This window comes from Burkholderia ubonensis subsp. mesacidophila, from assembly GCF_002097715.1.
Classification (GTDB): Bacteria; Pseudomonadota; Gammaproteobacteria; order Burkholderiales; family Burkholderiaceae; genus Burkholderia; species Burkholderia mesacidophila.
This window is the reverse complement of the sequence record NZ_CP020737.1, coordinates 2,073,166-2,090,366: the sequence shown is the minus strand read 5'-3', so window position 1 is coordinate 2,090,366 and position 17,201 is coordinate 2,073,166. Positions and strand designations below refer to the sequence as shown.

14 protein-coding genes are annotated in these 17,201 nt (G+C 67.7%); 12 read left to right on the top strand and 2 right to left on the bottom strand.

The features are described from left to right. Window positions 1-15 precede the first annotated feature (15 nt). The 7 genes from hflK (at window position 16) to B7P44_RS09735 (ending at window position 7,978) form a co-directional block, all read left to right on the top strand. Complete coding sequence (gene hflK, locus B7P44_RS09770; protein ID WP_084903360.1) at window positions 16-1,353, top strand: FtsH protease activity modulator HflK; 1,338 nt, start codon at window positions 16-18, stop codon at window positions 1,351-1,353. A 14-nt stretch (window positions 1,354-1,367) separates the two neighbouring features. After that, complete coding sequence (hflC, locus tag B7P44_RS09765; RefSeq protein WP_084903358.1) at window positions 1,368-2,270, top strand: protease modulator HflC; 903 nt, start codon at window positions 1,368-1,370, stop codon at window positions 2,268-2,270. A 36-nt stretch (window positions 2,271-2,306) separates the two neighbouring features. After that, entirely contained in the window at window positions 2,307-2,498 is a 192-nt protein-coding gene (locus tag B7P44_RS09760; RefSeq protein WP_010092260.1) for a DUF2065 domain-containing protein, read from the top strand. 97 nt (window positions 2,499-2,595) lie between these two features. Next, a complete protein-coding gene (locus B7P44_RS09755) occupies window positions 2,596-3,744 on the top strand; it encodes an ATP phosphoribosyltransferase regulatory subunit (RefSeq protein WP_084903355.1) in 1,149 nt (382 codons plus the stop codon). Between the two features lie 114 nt (window positions 3,745-3,858). After that, the gene (locus B7P44_RS09750) at window positions 3,859-5,205 is read left to right on the top strand and encodes an adenylosuccinate synthase (RefSeq protein WP_084903353.1); all 1,347 of its coding nucleotides are present in this window, start codon (window positions 3,859-3,861) and stop codon (window positions 5,203-5,205) included. A 6-nt stretch (window positions 5,206-5,211) separates the two neighbouring features. Beyond that, window positions 5,212-5,805, top strand: a complete 594-nt coding sequence (locus B7P44_RS09745; RefSeq protein ID WP_084903350.1) for a phosphoribosyltransferase — start codon at window positions 5,212-5,214, stop codon at window positions 5,803-5,805. 253 nt (window positions 5,806-6,058) lie between these two features. Next, window positions 6,059-7,978, top strand: a complete 1,920-nt coding sequence (locus tag B7P44_RS09735; protein ID WP_084903349.1) for a potassium transporter Kup — start codon at window positions 6,059-6,061, stop codon at window positions 7,976-7,978. A gap of 86 nt (window positions 7,979-8,064) precedes the next feature. Here the strand turns inward: B7P44_RS09735 and B7P44_RS09730 are convergent, their stop codons facing one another. Next, the gene (locus B7P44_RS09730) at window positions 8,065-10,386 is read right to left on the bottom strand and encodes a Tex family protein (protein WP_084903346.1); all 2,322 of its coding nucleotides are present in this window, start codon (window positions 10,384-10,386) and stop codon (window positions 8,065-8,067) included. A gap of 163 nt (window positions 10,387-10,549) precedes the next feature. Here B7P44_RS09730 and B7P44_RS09725 point away from each other — a divergent pair, with 163 nt between their 5' ends. From B7P44_RS09725 to B7P44_RS09715, 3 genes are all read left to right on the top strand, one after another. Further along, window positions 10,550-11,308: a hypothetical protein gene (locus B7P44_RS09725; RefSeq protein WP_084903344.1), complete on the top strand. Its 759-nt coding sequence runs from the start codon at window positions 10,550-10,552 to the stop codon at window positions 11,306-11,308. Between the two features lie 78 nt (window positions 11,309-11,386). Continuing rightward, the gene (locus B7P44_RS09720; protein ID WP_084903341.1) at window positions 11,387-11,602 is read left to right on the top strand and encodes an HP1242/YdcH family protein; all 216 of its coding nucleotides are present in this window, start codon (window positions 11,387-11,389) and stop codon (window positions 11,600-11,602) included. 55 nt (window positions 11,603-11,657) lie between these two features. Then, window positions 11,658-13,904, top strand: coding sequence for a DNA repair helicase YoaA (locus B7P44_RS09715; protein ID WP_084903339.1), 2,247 nt, complete (start codon window positions 11,658-11,660; stop codon window positions 13,902-13,904). A 96-nt stretch (window positions 13,905-14,000) separates the two neighbouring features. Here B7P44_RS09715 and B7P44_RS09710 read toward each other — a convergent pair whose 3' ends face one another. Further along, entirely contained in the window at window positions 14,001-14,825 is an 825-nt protein-coding gene (locus B7P44_RS09710; protein ID WP_059611435.1) for an outer membrane protein assembly factor BamD, read from the bottom strand. Window positions 14,826-14,866: 41 nt separating this feature from the next. Here B7P44_RS09710 and B7P44_RS09705 point away from each other — a divergent pair, with 41 nt between their 5' ends. Continuing rightward, a complete protein-coding gene (locus B7P44_RS09705) occupies window positions 14,867-16,072 on the top strand; it encodes an RluA family pseudouridine synthase (RefSeq protein ID WP_084903335.1) in 1,206 nt (401 codons plus the stop codon). A gap of 6 nt (window positions 16,073-16,078) precedes the next feature. Further along, complete coding sequence (gene pgeF / locus B7P44_RS09700) at window positions 16,079-16,918, top strand: peptidoglycan editing factor PgeF (protein ID WP_084906571.1); 840 nt, start codon at window positions 16,079-16,081, stop codon at window positions 16,916-16,918. Window positions 16,919-17,201 lie beyond the last annotated feature (283 nt).

The window sequence follows — 17,201 nt, the reverse complement described above, 5'->3', positions numbered from 1 at the left end:
GGTGAACAAACTCTGGTGAACGAATACAACGAGCGGAGTAACGGGCGGCGGAAGCACGCCTTGCTGTCGATCAACGATCCCCGCTGGGGACGTGGCGAAGGCAATGGCGGGACGCAGCCCCGCGCGAACGAATCGAAGCGCCCGCCAGGCGGTGACGGCGAAGGCCCGCCCGATCTCGACGAAATGTGGCGCAATTTCAACCGGCGCCTGAGCGGCCTGTTCGGCGGCAAGGGCGGCAACGGATTCCGTCCGGATAACGGCCGGGCCGCGAGAGTCGGCGTCGGCATCGTGATCGGTGTGCTGGTCGCGGTCTACGCGGGCAGCGGCCTGTTCGTCGTGCCGGAAGGTCAGACGGGCGTCGTGCTGCAGATGGGCCGGCTCGCCGGCACCGTCGACCAGGGCGTGCACTGGCGCGCACCGTATCCGTTCGCATCGCACGAGATCGTCGACACGTCGCAGAGCCGCTCGGTCGAGGTCGGCCGCAACAACGTCGTACGTCTCGCGAACGTGAAGGAATCCGCGATGCTGACGCGCGACGCCGACATCGTCGACGTGCGCTTCGCGGTGCAGTACCGGATCCGTTCGGCAACCGACTACCTGTTCCGCAGCGCCGATCCGGAGCGCAGCGTCACGCAGGCCGCACAGGCCGCGGTGCGCGCGATCGTCGGCACGCGCAGCGCAGCGGACATCCTCAATCAGGATCGCGATGCATTGCGCCAGCAGGTGAGCGAAGCGATCCAGCGCGATCTCGACCGCTATCACACGGGGCTCGAAGTCACGTCCGTGACGATGCAAAGCGTCGCGGCGCCCGAGCAGACGCAGGCCGCCTATAGCGAAGTGGCGAAGGCGCGCGACGAGCGCGAGGCGGCGAAGCGCGCCGCGCAGGCCTATGCGAGCGACCTGCTGCCGAAGGCACAGGGCGATGCCGCGAAGCTGACCGACGAGGCGAAGGCGTATGCGGATCGCGTCGTCACGCAGGCCGAGGGCGACGCGGAGCGCTTCAAGCAGGTCTACGCGCAGTATTCGAAGGCGCCGGCCGTGATCCGCGAACGGATGTACTTGGAGACTATGCAGGAAATCTATTCGAACTCGACGAAGATCTTCGTCGGCAGCAAGGGTGGCAACAACGTGCTGTATCTCCCGCTCGACAAGCTGGTCGAGCAGGGCAGGCAGAATGCGGCGGGCGCCGCTGCGCCGTCCGGCGCATCGGCGGCTGCAGTGCCCGCGCCGGCCGCGGCATCGACGCCGTCGGCAAGCGTGCCGGCTTCGGCGGCCGCACCGGCGTCCGGCAGCGATGTGCTGCGATCGCGCGAAGCGTTTCGCAGCCGGTCGCGCGAAGACGATCTGAAGTAACGGGAGCGCGTGTCATGAATCGAATCATTGCGCTCGTCGTTGCAATCGTGATCGTCGCCTTCGCTGCGTCGTCGACCGTCCTGACCGTCGACCCGCGCCATGCGGCCGTGTTGTCGGGTCGTTCCGGCGCTGACCCTACGCTGGCCGGTCCCGGCGTTCATTTCAAGCTGCCGCCGCCGTTGCAGACGGCGACGCTGATCGACACCCGCCTGCAGTCGCTGGAGTCGGCGGATCCGCTGCAGTTCGCGACCGCGGACAAGCATGACCTGCTTATCGGCTACATGGTCAAGTACCGGATTGCCGATCCGATGAAGTATTTCGTCGCGACGGGCGGCGAGCCGGCAGCGGCCGCCGACCGCCTGGGCGTCGCGCTGAAGGGCGCGCTCGGCGATGCGATTGGCAAGCACGAGCGCGACGACGTGATCGGCGGCCAGCGCGCGATCGCCGGCGCCGCCCGCGGCGCGGTGCAGGCGACGGCGTCCGGGTATGGCGTGGACGTAGTCGACGTGCAGCTCACGCGTGTCGACCTGCCGGCCGCGCAGACCGACGCCGCGTACCAGCGGATGATCGCGGCGCTGCGCGGGCAGGCTGCGCAGGTGCGCGCCGAAGGTGCGGCGGACGTCGAGCAGATCAAGGCCGACGCGGAGCGCGAGCAGCAGGCGGTGCTGGCGAACGCGTACAAGTCGGCGCAGACGATCAAGGGCGAGGGCGACGCGAAGGCCGCAACGATCGCCGCCGATGCGTTCGGCCGCGATCCGCAGTTCTACCAGTTCTATGCGAGCCTGCAGGCGTATCGCAACACGTTCAAGCGCAACGACATCATCGTCGTCGACCCCGACAGCGAGTTTTTCCGTTTCATGCGCAGCCCGACGGGCGGCGCCGCACCGGCGGCGCCCGCTGCTCCCCGCAAACACTGAACTTGGGGCGCCGCGTCATGCGGCGCCGTCGCTCGCATGGACCTGGCTGGCTCGTTGTTGCTCGCAGTTGCGCTGATGCTGATTATCGAGGGCGCATTTCCCTTCGTGTTTCCGTCCGCATGGCGGGACACGTTTCGTAGAATAGCGGAGCGGCCGCCGCATCATATCCGGATCGGCGGGCTGATCGTGATGGCGCTCGGGCTCGCACTGCTGCTGCTCGCCACCTGATCCGGACGGCGCATCCGGCCGCCTGCCTGAACCCGATTCCGATTCACACCGCGGTGCGCGTGTCGCGCGCCGCGTTTCCCGTCGTAGGACCGTACCGATGTCGACCTGGTTACTTCCCGAGAATATCGCCGACGTGCTGCCGTCGGAAGCGCGCAAGATCGAGGAGCTGCGCCGCAGGCTGCTCGACCGCTTCCGTTCGTACGGCTACGAAATGGTGATGCCGCCGCTGCTCGAATACCTCGAGTCGCTGCTGACGAGCGGCGGCAACGATCTGCGCCTGCGCACCTTCAAGCTGGTCGACCAGCTGTCGGGGCGCACGCTCGGCCTGCGTGCGGACATCACGCCGCAGGTCGCGCGCATCGACGCGCACCTGCTGAACCGCCAGGGCGTGACGCGCCTCTGCTATGCGGGTCACGTGATGCACACGCGCCCGCGCGGCCTGCATGCGACCCGTGAGCAGATCCAGATCGGCGCCGAAATCTACGGTCACGCCGGGCTGGAAGCCGATCTCGAAATCCAGCAACTGATGCTCGATGCGCTGCATCTCGCAGGCCTGTCGCGCATCCGGCTCGACCTGTGCCACGCGGGCGTGCTCGCGGCGCTGCTCGCGCGCGACGCGCAGGCCGCCGAACGCGGCGAGGCGCTGTACGACGCGCTATCGGGCAAGGACGTGCCGCTGCTGAACGAACTGACCGACGATCTCGGCGCCGATACGCGCGCCGCGCTGCTCGCGCTGCCGCACCTGTACGGCGATGCGAGCGTGCTCGACGAGGCGCGCGTGCGGCTGCCCGCGCTGCCTGAGATCACGCGCGCGCTCGACGATCTCGCGCAGCTCGCGGCGCAGGCGAAGGGTGTCGAAGTCGCGATCGATCTCGCCGACCTGCGCGGCTACGCGTACCACAGCGGCGCAATGCTGACGGCCTACATCGACGGCGTGCCGAACGCGATCGCGCGCGGCGGCCGTTACGATCACGTCGGCCAGGCGTACGGCCGCGCCCGCCCGGCGACGGGCTTCTCGCTCGACCTGCGCGAGCTCGCGCGGATTTCGCCGGTCGAAGCGCGCGGCACCGCGATCCTCGCGCCGTGGGCGCAGGACGACGCGTTGCGCGCGGCCGTCGCGGCGCTGCGCGACGCGGGCGAGGTCGTGATCCAGGCGCTGCCGGGGCACGATCATGTGCTCGACGAGTTCGCCTGCGACCGCTCGCTCGTCGAGCGCAACGGCGCGTGGGTGGTCGAGCCCCGCTAAAAAAGCGTTCGCGGGCTGCGTTTTGGCGTGCCATATCGTTGAAGCGAAACGGAAAAATTCGGAATCGCCCGCGAACATAGGTAGAATACGTTTTTAACCAGCTAACGAATCAACATGTCTGCCAGCGCAGTGAATGTGACTCCCGGGCGCAATGTCGTCGTCGTGGGGACTCAATGGGGTGATGAAGGCAAGGGCAAGATCGTCGACTGGCTGACGGACCACGCCCAGGGCGTCGTGCGTTTCCAGGGCGGCCACAACGCCGGCCACACCCTCATCATCGGCGGCAAGAAAACCATCTTGCGCCTCATTCCGTCGGGCATCATGCGTGAAGGCGTCGCCTGCTACATCGGCAACGGCGTCGTCCTGTCCCCCGAGGCACTGTTCAAGGAAATCGGCGAGCTCGAAGAAGCCGGTGTGAACGTGCGCGACCGACTGTTCATTTCCGAAGCGACCACGCTGATCCTGCCGTATCACATCGCGATCGACCAGGCGCGCGAAGCGCGCAAGGGCGCGGGCAAGATCGGCACGACCGGCCGCGGCATCGGCCCGGCGTACGAAGACAAGGTCGGCCGCCGCGCGCTGCGCGTGCAGGACCTGTTCGACGCGAAGACCTTCGCCGACCGCCTGCGCGAGAACCTCGACTTCCACAACTTCGTGCTGACCCAGTACCTGGGCGGCGCGGCGGTCGATTTCCAGGCCACGCTCGACACGATGCTCGGCTATGCGGACCGCCTGAAGCCGATGGTGGCCGACGTGTCGCGCCGCCTGTACGACGCGAACAACGCGGGCCAGAACCTGCTGTTCGAAGGCGCGCAGGGCACGCTGCTCGACATCGACCACGGCACCTATCCGTTCGTCACGTCGAGTAACTGTGTTGCCGGCGCAGCGGCGGCGGGCGCGGGCGTCGGTCCGCAGAAGCTCAACTACATCCTCGGCATCACGAAGGCGTATTGCACGCGCGTCGGTTCGGGCCCGTTCCCGAGCGAGCTGTACGACGCCGACAACCCGAAGCGCCAGGACCAGGTCGGCGTCACGCTCGCGAACGTCGGCAAGGAGTTCGGTTCGGTCACGGGTCGCCCGCGCCGCACCGGCTGGCTCGACGCGGCCGCGCTGCGTCGCTCGATCCAGATCAACGGCGTGTCGGGCCTGTGCATGACGAAGCTCGACGTGCTCGACGGCCTCGACGAGGTCAAGCTGTGCGTCGGCTACAAGATCGACGGCAAGGATGCGGACATCCTGCCGCGCGGCGCGGCCGATGTCGCGCGCTGCGAGCCCGTGTACGAGACGTTTGTCGGCTGGAAGGAAAGCACCGTCGGCATCAACTCGTGGGATGCGCTGCCGGAAAACGCCCGTGCGTACCTGACTCGCGTCCAGGAAGTGGCCGGCGTGCCGATCGACATGGTGTCGACCGGCCCGGACCGCGACGAGACGATCCTGCTCCGTCATCCGTTCAAGGTGTAACGCACGATGACGCAGCAGAACACGATGACTACGCTTGTGATGACCGATCCGCGCAACGACGACAAGAACCTGTGGGTGGGCTGGGACGAATATCACCGTCTGATCGAGATGCTCGCGCTCCAGGTGCATGAGTCCGGCTGGAAGTTCGACCAGATCCTGTGCCTCGCGCGCGGCGGCCTGCGCGTCGGCGACCAGCTGTCGCGGATCTACGACGTGCCGCTCGCGATCCTCGCGACCAGCTCGTATCGCGAAGCGGCCGGTCGCGAGCAGGGCGACCTCGATATCGCCCAGTACATCACGATGACGCGCGGCAATCTCGCGGGTAACGTGCTGCTGGTCGACGACCTCGTCGACTCCGGCGTCACGCTCGCACGCGTGCAGGAGCACCTGAAGGAGCGCTATCCGGCCGTCACGGCAGTGCGCTCGGCTGTGCTCTGGTACAAGGGCTGCTCGAAGGTGAAGCCCGACTACCACACGCAGTTCCTGCCGACGAATCCGTGGATCCATCAGCCGTTCGAGGAATGGGATACGGTTCGCCCGCACAATCTCGAGGCCTGGATCAAGCGCGGCGACGCGCAGCGCGACGGCGCACGCGCGTAAGCGCCTGCCGGCCGATCGCCAAACCACCCAGACGGCGTCGCTTGCGGCGCCGTTTTCATTGGTGCGTCGCGACCCGGGTAGGCAACCGCTGGCGTGACGGCTATGATGGCCTCCCTGCCACAGCTCGCGCCGCGTTGCATCGGCAGAGCGGGCCTCGTGGCTTCGCGGCAACAGGACAGGACGGCATTCGCCCACCGCGCGAGTAGAATAGCGCTCGTTTTGTCCTATTCCGGACCCGATTATTACGCTGCATATGAACGATACGACTCACGCGACTAACGCGATCCATGCGCCGCATTCGTCGACGCAACAACATTCGCTGCAGGCGCTCGCGATCGCCGCAATCGGCGTGGTGTTCGGCGACATCGGCACAAGCCCGCTGTATTCGCTCAAGGAGGCGTTCAGCCCCGCACACGGCATTCCGCTCACGGAAGGCTCGATCCTCGGCGTGATCTCGCTGCTGTTCTGGGCGATCATTCTCGTGGTCGGCATCAAATACCTGCTGTTCGTGATGCGCGCCGACAACAACGGCGAGGGCGGCGTGCTGGCGCTGATGGCGTTGTCGCTGCGGCCGCTCAATTCGAAGAGCCGCGTGACGGGCGCGCTGATGGCGCTCGGGATCTTCGGCGCGTGCATGTTCTACGGCGACGCGGTGATCACGCCGGCGATCTCGGTGATGTCGGCGGTCGAAGGTCTCGAGATCGCGACCCCGCATCTGTCCCATCTCGTGCTGCCGATCACGATCGTGATCCTGATCGCGCTGTTCTGGATCCAGCGTCACGGCACCGCGACGGTCGGCAAGCTGTTCGGCCCGATCATGGTGCTGTGGTTCATCGCGATCGCGGCGCTCGGCGTGTATCACATCGTGCGCGTGCCGGGCATCGTCGCGGCGATCAATCCGTACTACGCGGTGTCGTTCATGTCGGACCACGTGCTGCAGGCCTACGTCGTGCTCGGCTCGGTCGTGCTGGTGCTGACGGGCGCCGAAGCGCTCTACGCGGACATGGGCCATTTCGGCGCTAGGCCGATCCGGATCGCGGCGTACGGGCTCGTGATGCCGTCGCTCGTGCTCAACTACTTCGGGCAGGGCGCGCTGCTGATCCAGAACCCGAAGGCGATCGAGAACCCGTTCTTCCTGCTCGCGCCCGACTGGGCGCTGCTGCCGCTCGTCGTGCTGTCGACGGTCGCGACCGTGATTGCGTCGCAGGCGGTGATCTCGGGCGCGTATTCGCTGACCTCGCAGGCGATCCAGCTCGGCTACGTGCCGCGCATGAAGGTGCTGCACACGTCCGAACTGGCGATCGGCCAGATCTACGTGCCGGTCGTGAACTGGATGCTGCTGTTCGTGATCCTCTGCATCGTGATCGGCTTCAAGAGCTCGGACAACCTTGCCGCGGCGTACGGTATCGCGGTGACGGCGACGATGGTGATCACGACCGTGCTCGCCGCGGTCGTGATGGTGAAGGTGTGGAACTGGAACCGGCTGCTGGTCGGCGGGATCATCGCGGTGTTCCTCGCGGTCGACCTCGGCTTCTTCGGCGCGAACCTGCTGAAGGTCGCGCAAGGCGGCTGGCTGCCGCTCGGGATCGGTGCGCTGCTGTTCTTCCTGCTGATGACCTGGTACAAGGGGCGCCACATCGTGAAAGAGCGCACGGCGGCCGACGGCATCCCGCTCGAGCCGTTCCTGCAGGGACTGCTCGCGCATCCGCCGCACCGCGTGTCGGGCACGGCGATCTACCTGACCGGCAACGACAGGCTCGTGCCCGTCAGCCTGCTGCACAACCTGAAGCACAACAAGGTGCTGCACGAGCGGACCATCTTCCTGACGTTCGTCACGCGCGACATCCCGTACGTGCGCGACGACAAGCGGCTGAGCGCGCGCGACGCGGGCGGCGGGCTGTACATGGTGACGGCGGAATACGGCTTCAACGAGACGCCGGACGTGAAGGCGGTGCTGGAAGAGTTCGGCCGTACCCACGACATGACGTTCGAGCTGATGGATACGTCGTTCTTCCTCGCGCGCGAAACGGTCGTGCCGACGCAACTGCCGGGCATGTCGATCTGGCGCGAGCGCGTGTTCGCGTGGATGCACCAGAACGCCGCGAAGCCGACCGATTTCTTCGCGATTCCGGCGAACCGGGTGGTCGAGCTCGGCACGAAGATCGAGATTTGACGGCTGCGGGCGTGCGCCCCGCGCAGCCCCCCCCGGAACGAAAAAAGCCCGCCGTCAGGCGGGCTTTTTGTTGGCGCGTGCGATGCTCAGCGCTTGAGTTTCGCGAACGCCGCGGCCATTGCGCCGGCCGGTTCCGGCTCGCGCGAGCGGGGCGGCCGCGCCTGACCGCCTCGGCTTGCGCCGCGATCCTGGCCGCTGCGCGCCGCCGTGCCCGGGGTCGCATCGTCGTCGAGGCGCATCGTCAGCGCGATGCGCTGGCGCTTGACGTCGACGTCGAGCACCTTGACCTTGACCACCTGACCGGCCTTCACGACTTCGTGCGGGTCCTTGATGAACTTCGTCGACAGCGCGGACACGTGGACGAGGCCGTCCTGGTGCACGCCGACGTCGACAAACGCGCCGAACGCGGCGACGTTCGTCACGACGCCTTCGAGGACCATGCCGGGCACCAGGTCCGACACCTTCTCGACGCCTTCGCGGAACGTCGCGGTCTTGAATTCCGGGCGCGGGTCGCGGCCCGGCTTCTCCAGTTCCGACAGGATGTCGCGCACGGTCGGCAGGCCGAAACGCTCGTCGACGAATTCGGCGGGCGACAGGCCCGCGAGCGCTTCGCGGCTGCCGAGCACGTCGTCGATGCGCTTGCTGATCTTCGCGAGGATCCGTTCGACGACCGGATACGCTTCCGGGTGCACCGACGAGCGGTCGAGCGGATTCTCGCCGCCGTTGATGCGCAGGAAGCCGGCTGCCTGCTCGAAGGTCTTGTCGCCGAGGCGCGGCACCTTGCGCAGGTGCTCGCGGGACGGGAACGGGCCGTTCGCGTCGCGATAGTCGACGATGTTGCGCGCGAGCGTCGAGTTCAGGCCCGACACGCGCGCGAGCAGTGCGGCCGAAGCGGTGTTCGCGTCGACGCCGACCGCGTTCACGCAGTCCTCGACGACCGCGTCGAGCGAACGCGCGAGTTCGCGCTGGTTCACGTCGTGCTGGTACTGGCCGACGCCGATCGCCTTCGGCTCGATCTTGACGAGTTCGGCGAGCGGGTCCTGCAGGCGGCGCGCGATCGACACGGCGCCGCGCAGCGACACGTCGAGCTCGGGGAATTCCTTCGCCGCGAGCTCGGACGCCGAGTACACGGACGCGCCGGCTTCCGACACGACGATCTTCTGCAGGCGCAGTTCGGGGTGCTTCGCGATCAGCTCGCTCGCGAGCTTGTCGGTTTCACGCGACGCAGTGCCGTTGCCGATGCTGACGAGCTCCGCCTGGGTTTGCGCGGCGATGCGCGCGAGCTTCGCGAGCGAGCCGTCCCAGTCGCGGCGCGGCTCGTGCGGGTAGATCGTGTCGGTCGCGAGCAGCTTGCCGGTGCGGTCGACGACCGCGACCTTCACGCCAGTGCGCAGGCCGGGGTCGAGACCGATCACGGCCTTCGGGCCGGCCGGCGCCGCGAGCAGCAGGTCCTTCAGGTTGCGCGCGAACACGCGGATCGCCTCGTGTTCGGCGTCCTCGCGCAACTGCGTCAGCAATTCGTTCTCGATGTGCGGCTGCACCTTCACGCGCCAGCACCAGCGGCAGACATCGGACAGCCACTTGTCGGCCGGCCGGTTCTGGTTCGCGATGCCGAAATGGCGCGCAATCATTGCCTCGCCGGGATGCGGCACCAGCGCGTCGAGTTCCTCGCCGAGGCCGAGCTTGACCGTCAGCACGCCGGCGTTGCGACCGCGGAACAGCGCGAGCGCGCGGTGCGACGGCACGGTCTTGATCGTTTCCGCGTAGTCGTAGTAATCGCGGAATTTCTCGCCTTCTTCGTTCTCCTTGCCTTCGACGACCGCCGACGACACGACGCCCTGGTTGTGCAGGTAGTCGCGCAGCTTGCCGAGCAGCTCGGCCGTTTCGCCGAACTGTTCGGACAAAATGTCGCGGGCGCCGTCGAGCGCGGCCTTCACGTCGGCGACGCCCTTGTCGGCGTCGACGTAGGCGGCCGCTTCGGCCTGCGGGTCGAGCAGCGGGTTGCCGAGCAGCGCCTGCGCGAGCGGCTCGAGGCCGGCTTCGCGGGCGATCTGCGCGCGCGTGCGGCGCTTCGGCTTGTACGGCAGATAAAGGTCTTCGAGCACCTGCTTGCTGTCGGCGGCGTCGATCGCGGCGCGCAGCTCGTCGGTCAGCTTGCCTTGCTCGTCGATGCTCGCGAGGATCGTGGCGCGGCGCTCCTCGAGCTCGCGCAGGTACAGCAGGCGTTCCTCGAGCTGGCGCAGCTGCGTGTCGTCCAGGTTGCCGGTCACTTCCTTGCGGTACCGGGCAATGAACGGAACGGTGGCGCCTTCGTCGAGGAGTTGCACTGCCGCCGCGACCTGGCGCGGCTGGACGGTCAGTTCGGTGGCGATGCGCTGTACGATCTTGAGTGCTACGGTTTCCGTCATGTCGTGGATGATCTGCCTGCTGAAATCGCGGCGCGGGCCCGTGAGGCCCGCCTGGCGGGCCGCTCGCGGCGAGCCCGCCGAACCAGACGCCGCGGGTGAATGAAGCGGGGCATTTTGCCATAAATGGCCGAGCGTCCATCCGCGGGGTGATAGAATTTGACACATGTCCCGCAGCTTTCCTACGACGTTGCCAACCTCCCGTTTTCCTCTCGTCGCGCTCGGCGCAGCGCTTGCCGCGGCTTTGTCCCTCGGGGCGGCCGGTGCGCATGCGCAGGCGTCCGCTGTCGCCGCATCGGCCGCCGACGCGGCCGCGCCCGTCTCGGCCTCGACCACACGCGACTTCGACGCACGTCAAAAAGTGCTCGATCAACGCACGGCCAAAAACGATTATCGTTATGCGGTGGCCGAACACGACTGCTACAGCACGTTCTTCGTCAACTACTGCCTCGGCAAGGCGCGCGACCAGATGCGCGAGGAGCGCGCGAGCATCCGTCAGGAGCAGCTCGCGCTCGACGACGAGCAGCGCGCGGTACGGGCGCAGCAGCGCGACGAGCGAATCGCGCTGAAACAGGCGCAAAATGCGGCGGAGGCGCCGCAGCGCGCGGCGAACGAAGCGGCGAACGCGGCTGCGTTCCGCGACAAACAGGAGCAGAGTGCGCTGAAGCAGGCGCAGCGGGGCACGGAAGGCCCGCAGCGCGCGGCGAACAAGCAGGCCTACGATCAGAAACAGGCCGATTTCCAGCGCAAGCTCGACGACGCGCACCAGCAGGCGGCCCAGAAGGCGCAGGAACGGGCGGACAACGCCGCGCGCTACGAGCAGAAGCAGAAGGAGGCCGCGCAGCACAAGGCCGACGTGGAGCAGCGACAGAAGGAAGCGGCCGAGAAGGCCAAGCAGCAACAGCAGCAAATGCAGGGGCAGTAACGTGTTGGGTTGATCCGGAAAGCAGTCTCGAGCGCACCGGCACGCGGGCCGGCGCGCTGCTTCGATGAGGAGGCGCATATGCAAAGCCGTCAAGTGGAACAGCAGCAGGAATTGCACAACCGGTTGGCTTCATTGCAGGAGCTCCACGCTCAGCTGGCTCGGGAAATCGAGCAGAAGGAAGGGCGGTCCGACATCGACGACATAACGCTGCACCGGCTGAAGAAAGAGAAGCTGGCGGCCAAAGACAAAATCATCATGCTGCAATCGCAGCTGGAACCGGATAAGCGCGCCTGAGCGCGGCCTGGCAAGCGCCGGCGCCGCTCGGGCGCTGGACACAGGAACGCTTGCCTTGAATTCACCGCTTGAAGCCACCCCCGATGCCCGGCGAGACAGCTCGTCCGCCGGGCGCGCACGTGCGCCCGAAGCCACCTTCGAGCTGAGCCGCAAGCGCGTCGACGAGCTCGACGCGATCTTCGGCGACGGCGGGCTGTTTGCGCGCGCGCTCGACGGCTACCGTCCCCGCGCATCGCAGATCGAGATGGCGCGTGCAGTCGCGGCCGCGATGGAGGCGTCCGCGCGCCGGATGCCCGAACCCGAGATCTTCGAGACCCGCAAGCGCCCGGCGCGGCGCCTGCAGAATGACGCGGAACACGCGGCCGAACCCGGCGCGGACGGCGTCGCGGAAGCGGAGGCCGACGGCGACGCGGGCGACAACACGCTGATCGTCGAGGCGGGCACGGGCACCGGCAAGACCTACGCGTATCTCGTGCCGGCGATGCTGTGGGGCGGCAAGGTCATCGTATCGACCGGCACCAAGCACCTGCAGGACCAGCTGTTCCTGCGCGACCTCCCGACCGTGCGCGACGCCCTCGCGGTGCCGGTCACGGTCGCGATGCTCAAGGGGCGCGCGAACTATCTGTGCCACTACTACCTGCAGCGCACCGCGGACAACGGCAGGCTGCCGTCGCGGCAGGACACCGCGTACCTGCAGGAGATCGTCCGTTTCGCGAAAATCACGCGAAGCGGCGACAAGGCCGAGCTGGCGAGCGTGCCGGAGAACGCGCCCGTATGGTCGATGGTCACGTCGACGCGCGACAACTGCCTCGGCCAGGAGTGCCCGCACTACAAGGACTGCTTCGTGATGCAGGCTCGGCGCGAGGCCCAGCAGGCCGACGTCGTCGTCGTCAACCATCACCTGTTCTTCGCGGACATCATGCTGCGCGACACGGGGATGGCCGAGCTGCTGCCGAACGCGAACACGATCATCTTCGACGAAGCGCACCAGCTGCCGGAGACGGCGACGCTGTTCTTCGGCGAAACGCTGTCGACAACGCAGATCCTCGAGCTTGCGCGCGATACGGTCGCGGAGGGCCTGAGCCATGCGCGCGACGCGGTCGAATGGGTGAAGCTCGGCGGCGCGCTCGAGCGTGCTGCGCGGGACCTGCGGCTTGCGTTCGCGGACGACACGATCGTGCGCATGTCGCTCGCGCAGCTCGGCGACGACCATCCGCTGTTCGGCGCGCTTGACGATCTGGAGGCGGCGCTCGACGCGCTGGCGTCGGCGCTCGCGAGCCAGGCCGAACGCGCGGAATCGCTCGGCGCATGCCTGCGGCGCGCGCGCGAGCTGCAGGACCTGCTCGCCGGCTGGGTCACGCCCGGCGCCGCGCAGGCGGCCGCCAGCGCGGAGGCGGCGGATTCGAAGGCCGGCGAGGGCGGTGACGCCGGCGAGAAGGTGCGCTGGGTCGAGGTGTTCTCGCATACGGTCCAGCTGCACGAGACGCCGTTGTCCGTCGCGCCGATCTTCGCGAAGCAGCGCGCGGGCGTGCCGCGCGCATGGGTGTTCACGTCGGCGACGCTGTCGGTGCGCGGTGATTTCACGCACTACGCGGCGCAGATGGGGCTCAGTTCGCGCCGCTCGATGACGCTCGCGAGCCCGTTCGACTACCAGACGCAGGGGCTGCTGTACGTGCCGCGCAACCTGCCGCAGCCGTCGTCGCCTGCATTCACGGATGCGGTGTTCGACGCCGCGCTGCCGGCCATCGAGGCGTCGGGCGGCGGCGTGTTCATGCTGTGCACGACGCTGCGCGCGGTCGACCGGATCGCCGCGAAGCTGCGCGACGTGATCGAGTCGCGCGGGTGGAACACGCCGCTCCTCGTGCAGGGCGATGCAAGCCGCACCGAACTGCTCGATCGGTTCCGCGCGTACGGCAACGCGATCCTCGTCGGCAGCCAGAGCTTCTGGGAGGGCGTCGACGTGCGCGGCGACGCGCTGTCGCTCGTCGTGATCGACAAGCTCCCGTTCGCGCCGCCCGACGATCCGGTGCTGGCCGCGCGGCTCGACGCGCTCACGAAGAAGGGCTTGAGTCCGTTCGCCGCGCACCAGCTGCCGCAGGCGGTGATTACGCTGAAGCAGGGCGCGGGCCGGCTGATTCGCGCGGAAACCGATCGCGGCGTGCTGATGATCTGCGACACGCGCCTCGTCGACAAGCCTTATGGGCGTCGGATCTGGCAGAGCCTGCCGCCGTTCAAGCGGACCCGCGAGATCGAAGTCGTCGAGGAGTTCTTTGAAGAGCATCGCGCGGCGAAGCGGGTGTAGCCGCTCGGCGGCGTCCGTGTAGCGCCGCGGTGCGGCGCCAGTAAAAAACCCGGCCAATCGGCCGGGTTTTTTTGTCGCTTCATTTGCAGCGGCGGCTCAGAACTGCCACCACGACTTCTTCGCGCCGGGGCGGGCCTTGCCCGTCACGTACGGGCTGTCCGGGAACGTACCCGCGAGCACGCGCTTCGTGTCCTCGGCGAGTTGCGGCTGCTGCAGCTTGTCGTACGACAGGACCATGATGTGCAGCGCGTCCTCGATCGCCGGCGCGCCCTTGTATTCCTTGATCGCGAGCTGCGCGCGGTTGATCGCCGCGACATAGGCGCCGCGACGGTAGTAGTAGTCGGCGGCGTGCACTTCGTGCGACGCGAGCGCGTTGACGATGTAGCGCATCCGGGCCGCCGCGTCGGGCGCGTACTTGCTCTTCGGAAAGCGGTCGACGACGACCTTGAACGCGTCATACGATTCGCGCAGCGCCTGCGGGTCGCGCTCGCTCATGTCCTGGCCGGAGAAGCGGCCGAACAGACCGAGATCGTCGTTGAAGTGGATCATGCCCTTCAGGTAGTACGCGTACGGGATGTCGGGGTGATCCGGGTGGAGCTGGATGAAGCGGTCGACGGCCTGGTCGGCGGCAGCCGGTTCGTTGTCCTTCCAGTTGCAGTACGCGACGTTGATCTGCGCCTGTTGCGCAAAATGGCCGAACGGGTCACGGCCCTGCAGCGCCTCGAAGTACTTCGCGCACTTGCCCCAGTCGCCGCCGGTCAGGGCATCCTGAGCCTCTGAGTATAATTTGTTGTTCGACCAGGTCGCGGTCTCGTCCTGCTTCTGCGGCAAGCCGTGGCAACCCGCGATGAGGGCTGCGGCCGCAACCGCCGTTGCCCGGGCGGCGACGGTAATTGCCGCGCGTTTGGTCGAATTCATCATGCTCGCATGTCCTAGCTTCAAGTCTCGGTGACCCAGTCTAAATGACCCGTTCAAATTCGCAGAATGCCCAGAAGGGCAAGTCAAATCGCGAAGATTATAGCCCAAGCGATCGGCCCGCCGACGCCGCTCCCGGCGATTCGCTCGATGACGACCTGATCGGCGACGCGCTGCAGTCGTCCGTTGCGTCGTCCGCCACGGCCGACGATGCGCCGCGTGTCGTCGAAGTCCCGCCGTCGCTCGCCGGCGAACGACTCGACAAGGCGCTCGCGCAACTGTTCCCCGAATTCTCGCGCAGCCGGCTGCAAAGCTGGATCGACGCACAGCGGGTGCGCGTCGACGGCGCGCCCGCGAAGATCCGCCAGCCGGTGCCGCTCGGCGCGACGATCGAGCTCGTGCCCGACCTGCTGCCGGAGCAGCTCGCGTTCACGCCGGAGCCGGTGCCGCTCGACATCGTCTACGAGGACGACGCGCTCGTCGTGATCAACAAGCCGGCCGGCCTCGTCGTCCATCCGGCCGCCGGCAACTGGAGCGGCACGATCCTCAACGGCCTGCTGCACCGCTACGGCGACGCGGCGGCCGGCCTGCCGCGCGCGGGGATCGTCCATCGGCTCGACAAGGAGACCTCGGGCCTGATGGTCGTCGCGCGCACGCTTGCCGCGCAGACCGACCTGGTCCGCCAGCTGCAGGCCCGCACCGTGAAGCGCCGCTATTTCGCGCTCGTCTGGGGCACGATGCCGGAGGACGGGACGATCGACGCGCCGATCGGCCGCGATCCGCGCGAGCGCACCCGGATGGCGGTCGTGACCGGAGCGTCCGGCAAGCCGGCGCGCACGCATTTCCGCACGGTTGACACATGTCTGTGGCAACGTCAGCCGGTTTCCGCGATCCAGTGCGATCTCGAGACGGGCCGCACGCACCAGATCCGCGTGCATTGCGCGCACGCCGGGCATCCGCTGCTGGGCGACCCCGTGTACGGGCGCGCGCGCGGCAAGCGCTCGGTGACGCCGCTGCCGGACGGTTTCGCGCGGCAGGCGCTGCATGCGTGGCGGCTCGGTCTCGTGCATCCGGTGAGCGGCAAGACGATGCAATGGCGCTGCCCGTTGCCGGACGACATGACCGCGCTCGTCGCGGCGCTCGGATTCGGGCAGGACGATGGGGAATTCGACGACGACGACGGTGTCTACGACGATGATTTCGGCGGCGACTATCACGACGATGAGCCGTACCTGGACGACGAGGAGGAGTGAGTGGCGATGACGAACCTGGCGCCGTTGACGTGGCAGGACTGCGTGCAGCCCGACTGGCAGGTGTCGCCGCGCGTGCGCGCGCTGGTCACGACGCGCGACGGCGGCGTCAGCGAGGGCGCTTACGGGCGCTGGCAGGACGGCGTCGCGCTGCCGGGCGGGATGAATCTCGGCCTGCATACCGGCGATGACCCGGCCCACGTCGCCGAGAACCGCGCACGGCTGCTTGCGCTTGCGGGCCAGCCGCGCGCCGCATGGCTCGATCAGGTTCACGGCGCGCGGATCGTGCGCGCCGACGAGGTGATTGCAGCCGATTCCGGATCCGCTGCGCCGGCGCAGGCCGACGCGAGCGTAACCGACCGCGCGAATGCGGTATGCGTCGTGATGGTCGCTGATTGCCTGCCGGTGCTGCTGTGCGATGCGCAGGGGCGCGCGGTCGGCGCGGCGCACGCGGGCTGGCGCGGGCTCGCTGCCGGCATCGTCGAACAGACCGCCGCGCGCGTCGCGGCGCTTGCAGGCGGCGCGACGGACGGCCTGCACGCGTTCCTCGGGCCGGCGATCGGCCCGGATGCGTTCGAGGTCGGCGCGGACGTGCGCGACGCATTTCTCGACACGGCCCCGCAGTCGGAGCATGATGAAACCGGCCGCGCGTTCGTCGCGATCGAAGGCGCGCCCGGCAAGTATCTCGCCGATCTCTACGCGCTGGCGCGCTTGCGCCTGGCGCGCGCGGGCGTCGTGCGCGTGACCGGCGGCGGCGCGTGCACGGTCGCCGAGCGTTCGCGCTTCTATTCGTACCGGCGCGACCGCGTGACGGGCCGCATGGCGGCGGCGATCTGGCTGACGGACTGACATGGCGCGCGGACGAGCTTGCTGCGACGCGGCATCGGATTGTCTCGATATTTGCGCGGCGTTGCGCCGCGCATCCGCAAGCAAAAGAAAATATGTGAAGTCAAGCGAACGAAAATGTTTCGGGTTCGCCGGAAGCCTTGTCCCGCCTGTTTCGTGCGGATTATCTCGATTTAGCGGTTAAACGGCGCGCCGGTTTGATGCAACGCTTCACATGGGGAAAACGATAATGATAAAAATACCGCACTGCGGCAGAATCTGGAGGCGCCCCTCCAGTGCATGACGG